This is a genomic window from Pseudomonas sp. NPDC087612, assembly GCF_044743505.1.
Classification (GTDB): Bacteria; Pseudomonadota; Gammaproteobacteria; order Pseudomonadales; family Pseudomonadaceae; genus Aquipseudomonas.
Genome location: NZ_JBIUWO010000019.1, coordinates 1 through 13571, shown reverse-complemented (window position 1 = coordinate 13571; position 13571 = coordinate 1). Strand labels below are relative to the sequence as shown.

Below are 13571 nucleotides of genomic sequence, written 5' to 3'. Positions count from 1 at the left end.
AAATCAGGCATCCAGTAGCGTACGGGCAATGGCCTGCAGTTTACGGGTGAGCGGCCCCGGCGGCCAGTTCAGCGATGTAAAAGCCTGTACCGGCCAGATGCCATAGACGCTGTTGCAGACAAACACTTCGTCAGCTTGCTGCAGGTCCTGCAGGCTCAGGTCGGTAATCTGCACAGCGATTGCGGCGTCCCTGGCGTGATCGAGCAAGGCTGCGCGCATGACCCCGGCCACGCCGCAGCGGCTCAGGTCGGCAGTCTGCAGTTGGCCGTCGCGCACCAGGAACAGGTTGCTGTACACCCCCTCGATGATGCGCCCGGAAACATCGCGCATCAAACCTTCGGCGTGCGCGGCATCCTGCCACTCGGCACGGGCCAGCACCTGCTCGAGGCGATTGAGGTGTTTCAAGCCTGCCAGCAAGGGTTGCTCGGCCAGACGGGTCTGGCAATCGAACAAGCGAACGCCCTGTTCGGCATGCCCTGCGGGATAGGTGGGCAAGGGATTGCCCTGGAGAATTCGTCGTGGCGCCACGCCAGCGGCCGGCGCGTAGCCGCGCTGGCTGTCGCCGCGGGTAACAATGAGCTTGAGCACGCCGTCACCCAGCAAGCTGGCATAACGGCATAGCTCGTCGCGAATCAGGCCGTGATCGGCGCTGATCGCCAGGCGCTGGCAACCCAGCGCCAGGCGCTCGAGGTGGTACTCGAGCAACGATGGCCGACCTGCGCGCACGGCGATGGTCTCGAACAGACCATCGCCATAGGCCAGCCCCCGGCTTTGCAGGGTTAGTGCATCTGCCGGCAGGCCATCGACCCAGCTGTGCATCAGCCGGCGAACCGGCGGAACACCAGCGAGCCGTTGGTGCCACCAAAACCGAAGGAGTTGGACAGCACCACCTCGATCGGCATGTTGCGCGCCTGGTGCGGCACGAAGTCGAGGTCGCAACCTTCGCTCGGCTCGTCCAGGTTGATGGTCGGTGGCGCCACCTGGCTGTTGATCGACAGCACGCTGAAGATCGCCTCGACGGCACCGGCAGCGCCAAGCAGGTGCCCGGTCATCGACTTGGTCGAGCTGACGGCCAGCTTGTAGGCGTGATCGCCAAACACCGACTTGATCGCCGAGCTTTCTGCCAGGTCGCCGGCCGGCGTCGAGGTGCCGTGGGCGTTGATGTAATCGACTTCGCCGGGGTTCAGGCCGGCATCGCGCAGGGCGTTGGCCATGCAGCGCGCGGCACCGCTGCCATCTTCTGGCGGCGAGGTCATGTGGTAGGCATCGCCACTCATGCCAAAGCCTACCAGCTCGGCATAGATGGTCGCGCCGCGGGCCTTGGCGTGCTCGAGTTCTTCGAGTACCAGCGCACCGGCACCGTCGGCGAGGACGAAGCCATCACGGCCCTTGTCCCACGGACGGCTGGCGCGGGTCGGGTCGTCGTTGCGGGTCGACAGCGCCCGCGACGCACCGAAACCACCCATGCCCAGGCCACAGGCGGCCATTTCCGCACCGCCGGCGATCATCACGTCGGCTTCACCGAAGGCGATGTTGCGCGCAGCCATGCCGATACAGTGGGTACCGGTGGTGCAGGCGGTGGAAATAGCGTAGTTAGGCCCCTGTACACCCAGGTGGATCGACAGGAAACCGGAAATCATGTTGATGATCGAACCCGGCACGAAGAACGGCGAAATACGCCGCGGGCCCTGGTCATGCAAGGTCCGGCTGGTTTCTTCGATGTTGGTCAGGCCACCGATACCCGAGCCCATGGCCACGCCAATGCGCTCGCGGTTGGCATCGGTCACTTCCAGGCCGGCGTTACGCACTGCCTGAAAACCGGCTGCCAGGCCGTACTGAATGAACAGATCGAGCTTGCGGGCTTCCTTGACCGACAGGTACTGCTCGACTTCAAAGCCCTTTACCGAGCCGCCAAAACGGGTGGAGTAGGCAGACAGGTCAGTATGCTCGATCAGACCTATGCCACTGCGGCCAGCCAGAATGCCCTGCCAACTGCTCGGCACATCCGTACCCAGTGGCGACAGCATACCCATACCGGTGACCACGACGCGTCTACGCGACACAGCACTCTCCTTATTCAATTGACTACATCTCTTGTAAAGAAAAAACCGCACGCCGGCGAAGGCAGTGCGGTTTTTCCATGACAAGAAGCGACGACTACAACGTCTTAGGCCTGGTGGCTGGTGACGTAGTCGATAGCAGCTTGAACAGTAGTGATCTTCTCGGCTTCTTCGTCAGGGATTTCGGTCTCGAATTCCTCTTCCAGAGCCATCACCAGCTCAACGGTGTCAAGGGAATCGGCACCCAGATCTTCGACGAAGGAAGCAGTGTTCACTACTTCTTCTTCTTTAACGCCCAGTTGCTCGGCGACGATTTTCTTGACGCGTTCTTCGATGGTGCTCATACCTTGTTTTCACTCCTAATGGACATATGTCAGGCAGCTGGCCGGTGTGTAAGTGTATAGAAAGACGTCTGCTTTTCAAGCGCAACACGCCTTGCAAGACCACACCTGCCAACCGACTAGAATCTGGTTGCAGCTTTATAACGGATTTTAGACAGCTCGTATGACATTTTTTTGATGCAATCCGTCACATTCAATTTTACATGTACATGCCGCCGTTGACCGGAATGGTCGCGCCGGTGACATAACCTGCACCTTCGGAGGCCAGGAAAGCCACCACATTGGCGATCTCCTGAGCCTGGCCCAGACGCCCCAGGGGGATCTGGGTCTGCAGCGCTTCACGCTGAGCTTCAGGCAGCTCGCGCGTCATGTCGGTGTCGATGAAGCCCGGGGTCACCGAGTTGACGGTGATCGCGCGGGAGCCGACTTCACGCGCCAGGGCGCGGCTGAAGCCTTCCAGGCCGGCCTTGGCGGCAGCGTAGTTGACCTGGCCGACGTTACCCATGGCACCGACCACCGAGCCGATGCTGATGATACGACCCCAGCGCGCCTTGGTCATGCCGCGCAGCACGCCCTTGGACAGACGGTAGAGGCTGTTCAGGTTGGTGTCGATGACGTCGAACCACTCGTCGTCCTTCATGCGCAGCATGAGGTTGTCGCGGGTGATGCCGGCGTTGTTGACCAGAATGGTCGGCGCACCGAACTGCTCCTGGATCTTGGCCAGGGTAGCGGTGACCGACTCGTCGCTGGTCACGTTCAGCTCAAGGCCAGTGCCGGTGATGCCGTGCTCCTTGAGGGTCGCGGCGATACGCTCGGCGCCCGAAGCGGAGGTGGCGGTACCGATCACGGTAGCGCCCAGACGGCCCAGCTCCAGGGCGATAGCCTGGCCGATACCACGGCTGGCGCCGGTAACCAGGGCAACTTTACCTTGCAGGCTCATGCAAGTTTCTCCTAAATCAGGCCAGCGCCGCACGAGTGGCGGCGACAGCATCTGGGGTATTGAGGTTGTAGGTGGTCACGCCATCGGCGCAACGCTTGTTCAGACCGGCCAGAACCTTGCCCGGGCCGCATTCGACCAGGTTGACCGCACCCTTGGCGGCCAGGGTCTGCACGCACTCGACCCAACGCACTGGCTTGTACAGCTGCTCCAGCAGATCGCGCTTGAGGGTGTCGAGGTCCGCGGCAACGGCAGCGCTGACGTTTTGCACCAGCGGGATTTGCGGGGCCTGCCAGTCGATGGCATTGACCGACTCGGCAAAGCGCTCGGCTGCCGGGCGCATCAGCTCACAGTGCGACGGCACGCTGACCGGCAGTGGCAGTGCGCGCTTGGCGCCAGCAGCCTTACAGGCTTCCATGGCACGCTCAACGGCGGCCTTGGCACCGGCGATGACTACCTGTCCTGGCGAGTTGAAGTTCACCGCGCTGACCACTTCGCCCTGGGCTGCTTTTGCGCAGATATCCACGACAGCGGCATCGTCCAGACCCAGGATTGCCGCCATGGCGCCCTGCCCGGCCGGTACGGCCTCTTGCATGAGCTCGCCGCGGCGCTTGACCAGTTTAACGGCGTCACCCAGGCTCAGGCTGCCGGCGGCGACCAGGGCGCTGTACTCACCCAGGCTGTGACCGGAAACGAACGCCGGACGCGCGCCGCCCTCAGCCAGCCACAGGCGCCACAAGGCGATCGAGGCGGTAAGGATGGCCGGCTGGGTTTTGTCGGTTTGGTTGAGTTGCTCTTCCGGACCGTTCTGGGTCAGCGCCCAGAGGTCATAGCCCAGAGCCTCGGAGGCCTCACGGAAGGTATCAATGACCAGCGGATGCTGGCCGCCCAGCTCGGCGAGCATGCCGAGGGACTGCGAACCTTGACCGGGAAAGACGAATGCGAGGGATGCAGACATTGAACAAGCCCCTAGTGATCTTGTCGTCGGAAATAAAGCGCCCAGCATCAGGCTGAGCACAAGAAACTGAAGAGTTGGATGGCAACGAGGACCAAGCGGTCACATTTAACCACTTCCTGAGGCATATGCCTAAAGCAACAGGTCTTCCAGGCGCCCGTGCAAACGTTGCGGCAGGTTCTCCTGGATCTCGATCAAAGCGCGCTGGATGGCGCTCTGCAAGCCCTGCACCCCGGCAGAGCCATGGCTCTTGATGACAATACCCTGCAGGCCGAGAAAGCTTGCGCCATTATGTCGCGCCGGCGCCAGGTCAGCCTGCAGGCGGCGCAGCAGCGGCATGGCCACGGCGCCGGCCAGGCGCGCGCCGAGCCCGCCCTTGAACAACGCCTCGATGCGCGAGCCGATCATGGTCGCCAGGCCCTCGCTGGACTTGAGCAGGATATTGCCGACAAAACCGTCGCACACCACCACATCCGCCTCGCCACGGTACAAGCCGTCACCTTCGACGAAACCGATGTAGTTCAGGCCGCGGGCGTTCTGCAGCAGGCTGGCCGCAAGCTTGACCTGCTGGTTGCCCTTGATGTCTTCAGTGCCAACATTGAGCAAGGCTACGCGCGGGCGCGAGATACCCAGGGCCTGGGCGGCCACCGAGCCCATCACGGCAAACTGATAGAGGTTTTCTGCACTGCAGTCGACATTGGCGCCCAGGTCGAGCAGCTGGCAATAGCCGGTCTGGGTGGGAATGGCGGCAACCATGGCCGGGCGATCGATACCGGGCAGGGTTTTCAGCACATAGCGCGAAAGCGCCATCAGCGCACCGGTGTTGCCGGCACTGACGCAGGCTTGAACCTTGCCATCACGCAATAATTCGAGGGCCACGCGCATGGACGAATCGGGCTTGCTGCGCAGCGCCTGTGACGGCCGCTCGTCCATGCCGATCACTTCGCTGGCGGCCACGATCTGCAGGCGCGCGCGATCCGCTGCCGACTGGCCAGCGATCAGATCTTCAAGGAGGGAGGGTTGACCGACAAGGGTCAGGTGCAGCGAGGGGGTAGCCGACAGGCAAGCAATACTCGCCTGAACAATGCTGCGGGGACCGAAGTCCCCGCCCATTGCGTCAATCGCGATGATCTGAGCGGACAAGGATTACTCGTCAGCGCCCTTGTCGATCACTTTACGACCACGGTATACGCCTTCTGGCGATACGTGGTGACGCAGGTGCACTTCACCAGTGGTTTTCTCTACGGACAGAGCGTTTTCCGAGAGGGCGTCGTGCGAACGGCGCATGTCACGGGCAGAGCGGGATTTTTTGTTCTGCTGAACAGCCATAATTGATTAACTCCTAAACGTTTGGGTCACGCTTTAACTGCGCCAATACACTGAACGGGTTGGACCGTGTTACCTCGTCCTTGCTCGGTTCGGGCTCATCGGCGCCCGCCGGCTGCTGGCATTCTTCCGGATGATGAGCAGGCACGATAGGCAAGGCGAGCAGAAGCTCTTCCTCGACCAAGGCCTGCAGATCCAAAGGATCTTCGCCCAGTTCCAGCACGTCATAACCTTTCGGCAACGACTGGGTATTCGCACCCTCCTTCACCACGGCGTAAGTACATTCGCTGTGGATCGGCAGGGTGACCAGCTCAAGACAACGCTGGCAAACCATCTTGACCTCGACGCGCAGGTCGGTGTGGATAACCACAGCTTTCTGCTCGTCGCGCTCAAAATCGAATTTAGCCTGCACCGTACCGACAGTGTCGGAAAGCGGGTCGCAGAGTCTCTCCAAATCGGCGAGCTGCAGTGTTCCTTCGAGGGAAACACCACGATCGGCCAATTTGCGCGGGTCAACGTGAGGTGGAATCGGGTCATTCAACATAGGCGCAGCATTCTAGGGATGACCCCCGCCCCTGTCAAAGGAAATTCGGCTCCGTTCAGCATGTTAGAATCGTTTCACCTGTTCAGGAGTCTATCATGCTGCCTTTATTACTGGCTTCCAGCTCACCCTATCGGCGCGAACTGCTCGAACGCCTGCGCCTGCCATTCAGCTGGGCCTCGCCGGATATCGACGAACATCGGCTGGACGAAGAGCCCGCCCTTGAGCTGGTCAAGCGCCTGGCCCGGGAGAAAGCCCAGGCCCTGGCCGGCAGCCATCCCGGGCAACTGATCATCGGCTCCGACCAGGTCGCGGTGCTCGGCGAGCAGATCCTCGGCAAGCCGCACACCTTCGAGCGCGCCTGTGAGCAACTGCTGGCAGCCAGCGGCAACCATGTGACCTTTCTCACCGGCCTGGCGCTGCTCAACAGCGCCACCGGCCACTGCCAGGTCGACTGCGTGCCGTTCACGGTAAACATGCGCGAACTGGACCTGCCACGCATCGAGCGCTACCTGCGCGCCGAACAGCCCTACGACTGCGCCGGCAGCTTCAAGGCCGAAGGCCTGGGCGTCAGCCTGTTCCAGAGCACCCACGGCGTGGATGCCACCAGCCTGATCGGCCTGCCACTGATCCGCCTGGTAGACATGCTGCAGGCCGAAGGCGTCAGCCTGCCCTGACGCGCACAAAAAAGCCGACCTCGATGGTCGGCTTTTTCAATGCATCAGGCAATCAACGCAGCGATGGCCCCTGAAAGCCCATCCACATCGCCAAGTGCTCGGCCACACTGGCCCCCAGGCGCTTGGAGAAGCGATCGAACGGCGACTCCTCGACGGTGAAGTCAACCAGCTCCTTCTCCCCTACCACCTCGCGCGCCACGTAACCGGCGCTGCCCAGGCCATCCACCAGGCCCAGGGCCAGGGCTTGCTCGCCCGACCAGATCAGACCACTGAACAGCTCAGGGTGCTCCTTGTCCTTGAGGCGCTCGCCACGACCCTGCTTGACACTGGCAATGAACTGCTTGTGGGTGGTTTCCAGCACGCCCTGCCAGAACGCCGTCTCTTCAGGCTTTTGCGGCTGGAACGGATCAAGGAAGGCCTTGTGCTCACCCGCGGTATAGGTACGACGCTCGACGCCGAGCTTTTCCATGGTGCCGACAAAACCGTAACCGGCCGCCGTTACACCGATGGAGCCCACCAGACTGGCCTTGTCGGCGTAGATCTGATCAGCGGCACTGGCGATATAGTAAGCGCCGGAAGCGCCGAGATCGCTGATCACCGCATACAGTTTGATCGTCGGGTATTCGGCACGCAGGCGGCGGATTTCATCGTAGATGTAACCTGACTGCACCGGACTGCCGCCCGGGCTGTTGATACGCAGGATCACCGCCTTGGTTTTCGGGTCCTTGAACGCTTCGCGCAGGCCGCTGACGATATTGTCGGCACTGGCCGGCTCCTGGTCGGCGATCATGCCGCGCACCTCGACCAGCGCGGTATGGCTGACGCTGCGCGAGGCCGCCTTGTCCATGTTCATCAAAGGCGTGAACAGGGCAAAAATGCCGAACAGGTAAACAAAGGTCAGCAGCTTGAAAAAGATCCCCCAGCGCCGCGCCCGACGCTGCTCCTGAACACCGGCCAGAAGGGTTTTCTCCAGCAGCTTCCAGCTCTTCTGTTCTTCGTTGCTGTCGTTACTTTCGGCGCTGGGCGCCTTCCACTCGTCAGCCATGCTCACCTACCCTGGAATGTACTGCTGCAGGCGTGCAGCGAAGCCAGGCCTGCAACTGTGAAAAATGATCGATACACACCTGTGGCCCGAAGGCACTCAAGGCCTCAAGCGACATGGCGCCGTAACCCACCGCCACCGAATGCATGCCGGCATTGCTGGCCATCAACAGGTCGAAGGAAGAATCTCCGACCATCAATGCACGCTGCGGTTCGACCTGGCAATGGGCAAGAATCTCCTCAAGCATCTGCGGGTGCGGCTTGCCGCGGCTTTCGTCGGCTGCACGGGTGATATCGAAGTAATCTTCCCAACCGTTGGCGCGTAACACCCGATCAAGCCCGCGCCGGGCCTTGCCGGTGGCTACCGCCAGGCGATAACCCTCGGCACGAAAGGCCTCCAGCGACTCAACCACACCCTCGAACAGCGGCGAAGGCTGGTCATCCAGGGCCATGTAGACGTCGGCATAGTGCTGGCGAAACTGCACGATCTGCTCGGCATCCAGTTGCGGATACAACACGCTGATGGCCTCGGGCAACGCCAGGCCAATGATACCTTTGACCGCGTCATCCGCGCAGATGGCATAGCCGGCGCGACCGGCGGCCAGGTGCATGGCCTCGACGATGCGGCCGATGGAGTCGGCGAGGGTACCGTCCCAGTCGAAGATCAGCAGGTCGTAATTACGCTGCACCCAGGCGCTCCACGGTCTTGGCCCACATTTCGTCCACCGGCGCTTCGAGCTTGAGCTCGCCGCCATCAGGCAGCGGCACGGTCAGGGCGTAGGCATGCAGGAACAGGCGCTTGCCACCCAGGTCGCGAATCTCGCGGGTGAAATCTTCATCGCCATACTTGCTGTCGCCAGCAATGCAATGCCCGGCATGCAGGGCATGCACGCGGATCTGGTGGGTACGACCGGTGATCGGCCGCGCCTCGACAATGGTGGCAAATTCGCCAAAACGGCGCAGCACGCGGAAGATCGTCAGCGCTTCCTTGCCTTCGTCATTGACCTCGACCATGCGCTCGCCGGAGCGCAGGTTGCTCTTGAGCAACGGCGCATTGACCTGCTTCTTGGCGGTGGCCCAATGACCGCGGACCAGGGCCATGTAGCGTTTGTCGACACCGTCGCCGCGCAGGGCAGCGTGCAAATGGCGCAACATGCTGCGTTTCTTGGCAATCATCAACAGGCCCGAAGTGTCGCGGTCCAGGCGATGGACCAGCTCCAGCTCCTTGGCGTCCGGGCGCATCTGACGAAAGGCTTCGATCACGCCGAAATTCAGGCCGCTGCCACCGTGCACGGCGATGCCGGCCGGTTTGTTGAGCACAATCAGCGCCTTGTCTTCATAGACAATCGCCGCCTCAAGGCGCTGAAGCAAGCCCTGGGCCACCGGTACCGGCTCGTCGCGCTCGGGCAGACGAACGGGCGGCACGCGCACGATGTCGCCCGCCTGCAGCTTGTACTCGGGCTTGATCCGGCCCTTGTTCACGCGCACTTCGCCTTTACGCAAAATGCGGTAAATCAAGGTCTTGGGAACACCCTTGAGCTTCGTTACGAGGAAATTATCGATTCGTTGGCCGGCAAGTTCCGGCGCGACCTCGATCAGCTGGACGCCGGAGGTCGGAGGGGCAGTAGTCGTCATTTGCCAATCATAACAATTTTTTATGGATTTGAAGCACTTAATGATTGCTGCTATAGTCGCGAACGCCGCCAAAAGCGGCTGGCCAGCGGACTCACGGCTTTCAGCCGGCCCTGACCGACGCAATTCTCGAGGACGCGAGGCCGTCCGACGGGGCTTTCGCCAGTTTACAGAAATGCCTGGAATCGCCACCAGCGCCGTGCAGAGAAGACCGATAAAAAACTACAAGAGCGGTATTTCACCCTCCCCCACGTTTTTTTCGCTGCCACTCTGTCAGTGCCGTCAATTTCACGCAGTCATGGCGACGGCTTCGGAAATACCAGCCTTGGACATAAAAGGCGCGGGCTCCCGTATGGAGCTGGCGAAAATGCAACCCGTTGCGGATTCAGCGCGCGGCAGCACCCGAATTATCAGGGATACGTGTAGGGTGGAGATGCACAACCGTCGGACCGTGTAGTACTGCGTCCAGTCCACCGGCCTATTGGCCAGGCGACCGGACCCGGTCTTGATCAAGATGCCCCACGGGCGTCCACGGCCGAAGGCTGATTCCTCCTCCTGACTGAGTGCATTTGACACCACAGCAAGCAGGACGCGTCGTCGCGACTTCGGCAGTACTGGGTGACCAGTCGGACTCGAAAGTTGCTGGACACGGGGGTGGCCCGCCACCCCTTGCGCACCTGACACCGACCGTGAGAAGTCGTGTGTGCCGAACGCCGTTTCCGGCAGCCCGGAAACCGACGGTATTACATGAAAAGAATGCTGATTAACGCGACTCAACCCGAAGAGTTGCGTGTAGCTCTGGTGGACGGCCAACGTCTCTACGACCTGGACATCGAGTCCGGCGCGCGTGAGCAGAAAAAGGCCAACATCTACAAAGGCCGGATCACCCGGATCGAACCTAGCCTGGAAGCCGCTTTCGTCGACTTCGGCTCCGAGCGTCACGGCTTCCTGCCGCTGAAGGAAATCTCCCGCGAATACTTCAAGAAGTCGCCCGAAGGCCGGGTGAACATCAAGGAAGTGCTCAGCGAAGGCCAGGAAGTCATCGTCCAGGTCGAGAAAGAAGAGCGCGGCAACAAGGGCGCCGCCCTGACCACCTTCATCAGCCTGGCCGGTCGCTACCTGGTGCTGATGCCGAACAACCCGCGTGCCGGCGGCATCTCCCGTCGTATCGAAGGCGAAGAGCGCAACGAACTGCGCGAAGCCCTCAACGGCCTGGTCGCCCCTGCCGACATGGGCCTGATCGTGCGCACTGCCGGCCTTGGCCGCAGCAGCGAAGAAATGCAGTGGGACCTCGACTACCTGCTGCAGCTGTGGACCGCGATCAAGGAAGCTTCCCAGGACCGCGCCGCGCCATTCCTGATCTACCAGGAAAGCAACGTCATCATCCGCGCCATCCGTGACTACCTGCGTCAGGACATCGGCGAAGTACTGATCGACAGCATCGACGCCCAGGAAGAAGCCCTGACCTTCATCCGCCAGGTCATGCCGCAGTACGCCAGCAAGATCAAGCTGTATGAAGACAGCGTGCCGCTGTTCAACCGCTTCCAGATCGAAAGCCAGATCGAGACCGCCTTCCAGCGGGTCGTCGACCTGCCGTCCGGCGGCTCGATCGTTATCGACCCGACCGAAGCCCTGGTCTCCATCGACATCAACTCGGCGCGCGCCACCAAAGGCAGCGACATCGAGGAAACCGCCCTGCAGACCAACCTGGAAGCGGCTGAGGAAATCGCCCGCCAGCTGCGCCTGCGTGATATCGGCGGCCTGATCGTGATCGACTTCATCGACATGACCCCGGCCAAGAACCAGCGCGCCGTGGAAGAAAAAGTCCGCGAATGCCTGGAAGCCGACCGTGCCCGCGTACAGGTTGGGCGCATCTCGCGCTTCGGCCTGCTGGAAATGTCCCGTCAGCGCCTGCGTCCTTCGCTGGGCGAAAGCAGCGGCATCGTCTGCCCACGCTGCAGCGGCACCGGCATCATCCGTGACGTCGAATCGCTGTCGCTGGCCATCCTGCGCCTGATCGAAGAAGAAGCCCTGAAAGACCGCACCGCCGAAGTCCGCGCGCAAGTGCCGATTCCGGTTGCCGCCTTCCTGCTCAACGAGAAACGCAATTCGATCACCAAGATCGAGCTGCGCACTCGGGCGCGTATCGTCATCCTGCCGAACGACCACCTGGAAACCCCGCATTTCGAAGTCCAGCGCCTGCGCGACGACAGCCCGGAAGCCCTGAGCAGCCAGTCCAGCTACGAAATCGCCGCCGCCGAGACCGAAGAAGTCCAGCCGACTGCCGCTACCCGCACCCTGGTGCGCCAGGAAGCTGCGGTCAAGACCGCTCCGGCCCGCGCCAACGCTCCAGTACCTACCGAAGCTGCCGCGCCAGTGGCTGCTCCAGTCCACGCTCCTGAGCCAAGCCTGTTCAAAGGCCTGGTGAAGTCGCTGGTCAGCCTGTTCGCCGGCAAGGACGAGCCTGCCGCCGCCCCTGTGGTTGCCGAGAAGCCCGCCACCGAACGCCCGCAGCGCAACGAAGAGCGCCGCAACGGTCGCCAGCAGAGCCGCAACCGCAACGGCCGTCGCGACGAAGACCGCAAGCCGCGTGAAGAGCGTGCCGAGCGCGCCCCGCGTGAAGAGCGTCAACCTCGCGAAGCCCGCGAAGAAGCCCCGGCCCGCGAAGAACGTGCACCACGTCAGCCGCGCGAAGAGCGTCAAGCTCGCGCCCCACGTGAAGAGCGCCGCTCCCGTGAAGAGCGTCCGGTCCGCGAACTGCGCGAGCCGCTGGACGCCGCCACCCCGGCGGTCCGTGAAGAACGCCCTGAGCGCGCCCCACGTGAAGAGCGCCAGCCTCGTGAAGAACGTGCTCCACGCGAAGAACGCGCCCCACGTGAAGAGCGCGCCCCGCGCGAAGAACGTGCACCGCGTGAAGAGCGTGCCCCACGTGAAGAGCGCGCTCCGCGCCCACCGCGTGAAGAACGCCAGCCGCGCCCGGCCGAACAGGCTGCCGACGCTGCTGAAGAGCAACTGCCAAACGAAGAGCTGCTGCAGGATGACAACCAGGAAGGTACCGAAGGCGAACGCCCTCGCCGCCGCTCCCGTGGCCAGCGTCGTCGCAGCAACCGTCGTGAGCGTCAACGCGATGCCAACGGTAACCTGGTAGAAGGTTCGGAAGACGGCAGCGACGAGCAGCCTCAAGCCAGCGAACTGGGTGCTGAACTGGCCGCAGGCCTGGCCGTGACCGCCGCTGTTGCCACCAGCAACATCAGCGCCGCTGCCGAAGCCGAAGCCAACCAGCAGGCTGAACGTGCCACCGCTACTGTCGAAGAGCAGGCGGTTGTTGAAGTCGCGGCCAGCGAAACCGTCGTCGAAGCAACTCAGCCAGTAGTTGAAGCGGCTGAAGTCGCCGAAGTGGCTCAAGCAACTGAAGCAACCGAAGTGGTAGAAACTGCCCAGGTCGCTGAAGTCGCTGCCGCGCCGGTTGTCGAACAGCCCTTCACTGCCCCGGTCGAAGCAGCAGAAGCCGTAGAAACCAGCATCGCGCCGGTTATCGAAGCCCCTGTTGCCGCCCCGGCTGAAGTGGTCGAGCCGGTTGCTGCGGTCGAGCCAGCGCCTGAAGTCCAGGCACCTGTAGTGGCCGAGCCGGTAGTCGTTGCTGAAGTGGTCGAAGCGCCTGCGCCAGTAGTTGCCGAGCCTGCAGCGGTTGAAGAGCCAGCGGTTGAAGCTCCTGCCAGTGCTCTGACCAGCAACGGTCGCGCACCGAACGACCCACGTGAAGTACGCCGTCGCAAGCGTGAAGCCGAAGCTGCCGCAGCCGCTGCTGCAGTGGCCGCCGCCGAAGCCAGCGCTGCTGTAGTCGCTGAAGAGGCGCCTGCTGCACCGGCTGAAGAAGTGGTTGAAGAGAAAGAAGAGCACAAACCGCTCGTCTGATCTTCCAGGCTGAAAAAAAGCCCCGCCAGGTGACTGGCGGGGCTTTTTTATGGTTCTTCACGGAATCCCGGGGGCTATGATTCTTGGGTTGGGTTGCGGGCTTATCCATTCGGTGTGGCGCCGCTGTTGGCCCCTTCCGCCCTTAC

General features: G+C 62.3%; 13 protein-coding genes. 2 read left to right on the top strand and 11 right to left on the bottom strand.

Going from position 1 to position 13571, the window contains the following annotated elements; translation table 11 throughout:
• Positions 1–3: 3 nt before the first annotated feature.
• From pabC to ACIOVF_RS27465, 8 genes are all read right to left on the bottom strand, one after another.
• Positions 4–819, bottom strand: a complete 816-nt coding sequence (gene pabC, locus ACIOVF_RS27500; RefSeq protein ID WP_093380584.1) for an aminodeoxychorismate lyase — start codon at positions 817–819, stop codon at positions 4–6.
• Positions 819–2063 (bottom strand): beta-ketoacyl-ACP synthase II, encoded by a 1245-nt coding sequence (gene fabF, locus ACIOVF_RS27495; RefSeq protein ID WP_045195160.1) that lies wholly within the window; start codon positions 2061–2063, stop codon positions 819–821. The genes pabC and fabF overlap by 1 nt, the downstream gene beginning before the upstream one ends.
• A gap of 104 nt (positions 2064–2167) precedes the next feature.
• The gene (gene acpP, locus ACIOVF_RS27490; protein ID WP_003175607.1) at positions 2168–2404 is read right to left on the bottom strand and encodes an acyl carrier protein; all 237 of its coding nucleotides are present in this window, start codon (positions 2402–2404) and stop codon (positions 2168–2170) included.
• Positions 2405–2600: 196 nt separating this feature from the next.
• Positions 2601–3341 (bottom strand): 3-oxoacyl-ACP reductase FabG, encoded by a 741-nt coding sequence (gene fabG / locus ACIOVF_RS27485; RefSeq protein ID WP_038994156.1) that lies wholly within the window; start codon positions 3339–3341, stop codon positions 2601–2603.
• 16 nt (positions 3342–3357) lie between these two features.
• Entirely contained in the window at positions 3358–4296 is a 939-nt protein-coding gene (fabD, locus tag ACIOVF_RS27480) for an ACP S-malonyltransferase (protein WP_213603587.1), read from the bottom strand.
• Between the two features lie 129 nt (positions 4297–4425).
• A complete protein-coding gene (gene plsX / locus ACIOVF_RS27475; RefSeq protein WP_082075402.1) occupies positions 4426–5436 on the bottom strand; it encodes a phosphate acyltransferase PlsX in 1011 nt (336 codons plus the stop codon).
• Between the two features lie 3 nt (positions 5437–5439).
• The gene (gene rpmF, locus ACIOVF_RS27470) at positions 5440–5622 is read right to left on the bottom strand and encodes a 50S ribosomal protein L32 (RefSeq protein ID WP_010223221.1); all 183 of its coding nucleotides are present in this window, start codon (positions 5620–5622) and stop codon (positions 5440–5442) included.
• Positions 5623–5635: 13 nt separating this feature from the next.
• Positions 5636–6163: a YceD family protein gene (locus ACIOVF_RS27465; protein WP_045195168.1), complete on the bottom strand. Its 528-nt coding sequence runs from the start codon at positions 6161–6163 to the stop codon at positions 5636–5638.
• A gap of 95 nt (positions 6164–6258) precedes the next feature.
• On the opposite strand from ACIOVF_RS27465, the gene ACIOVF_RS27460 reads away from it, so the two are divergent.
• A complete protein-coding gene (locus ACIOVF_RS27460; RefSeq protein ID WP_401294023.1) occupies positions 6259–6837 on the top strand; it encodes a Maf family protein in 579 nt (192 codons plus the stop codon).
• A gap of 52 nt (positions 6838–6889) precedes the next feature.
• On the opposite strand, the gene ACIOVF_RS27455 is transcribed toward ACIOVF_RS27460, so the two are convergent.
• The 3 genes from ACIOVF_RS27455 to rluC are packed head-to-tail and all read right to left on the bottom strand — an operon-like array spanning position 6890 to position 9513.
• Positions 6890–7882, bottom strand: a complete 993-nt coding sequence (locus tag ACIOVF_RS27455; protein ID WP_401294020.1) for a S49 family peptidase — start codon at positions 7880–7882, stop codon at positions 6890–6892.
• Positions 7875–8567 carry an HAD family hydrolase gene (locus tag ACIOVF_RS27450; RefSeq protein WP_045195174.1) on the bottom strand — a complete coding sequence of 231 codons (693 nt, stop codon included), beginning with the start codon at positions 8565–8567 and terminating at the stop codon, positions 7875–7877. Before ACIOVF_RS27450 ends, ACIOVF_RS27455 begins: the two co-directional genes overlap by 8 nt.
• Complete coding sequence (gene rluC / locus ACIOVF_RS27445) at positions 8557–9513, bottom strand: 23S rRNA pseudouridine(955/2504/2580) synthase RluC (protein WP_045195176.1); 957 nt, start codon at positions 9511–9513, stop codon at positions 8557–8559. Before rluC ends, ACIOVF_RS27450 begins: the two co-directional genes overlap by 11 nt.
• Before the next feature lie 744 nt (positions 9514–10257).
• Between rluC and rne the strand changes: the two genes are divergently transcribed.
• Positions 10258–13425: a ribonuclease E gene (gene rne / locus ACIOVF_RS27440; RefSeq protein WP_401294016.1), complete on the top strand. Its 3168-nt coding sequence runs from the start codon at positions 10258–10260 to the stop codon at positions 13423–13425.
• Positions 13426–13571: the final 146 nt, after the last annotated feature.

Excerpts from the sequence above, each read along its gene's own strand:
- ACIOVF_RS27465 (WP_045195168.1), bottom strand. The coding sequence starts at position 6,163 with ATGTTGAATGACCCGATTCCACCTCACGTTGACCCGCGCAAATTGGCC.
- fabD (WP_213603587.1), bottom strand. The coding sequence starts at position 4,296 with ATGTCTGCATCCCTCGCATTCGTCTTTCCCGGTCAAGGTTCGCAGTCC.
- rluC (WP_045195176.1), bottom strand. The coding sequence starts at position 9,513 with ATGACGACTACTGCCCCTCCGACCTCCGGCGTCCAGCTGATCGAGGTC.
- fabG (WP_038994156.1), bottom strand. The coding sequence starts at position 3,341 with ATGAGCCTGCAAGGTAAAGTTGCCCTGGTTACCGGCGCCAGCCGTGGT.
- ACIOVF_RS27460 (WP_401294023.1), top strand. The coding sequence starts at position 6,259 with ATGCTGCCTTTATTACTGGCTTCCAGCTCACCCTATCGGCGCGAACTG.
- rne (WP_401294016.1), top strand. The coding sequence starts at position 10,258 with ATGAAAAGAATGCTGATTAACGCGACTCAACCCGAAGAGTTGCGTGTA.
- ACIOVF_RS27455 (WP_401294020.1), bottom strand. The coding sequence starts at position 7,882 with ATGGCTGACGAGTGGAAGGCGCCCAGCGCCGAAAGTAACGACAGCAAC.
- pabC (WP_093380584.1), bottom strand. The coding sequence starts at position 819 with ATGCACAGCTGGGTCGATGGCCTGCCGGCAGATGCACTAACCCTGCAA.
- rpmF (WP_010223221.1), bottom strand. The coding sequence starts at position 5,622 with ATGGCTGTTCAGCAGAACAAAAAATCCCGCTCTGCCCGTGACATGCGC.
- acpP (WP_003175607.1), bottom strand. The coding sequence starts at position 2,404 with ATGAGCACCATCGAAGAACGCGTCAAGAAAATCGTCGCCGAGCAACTG.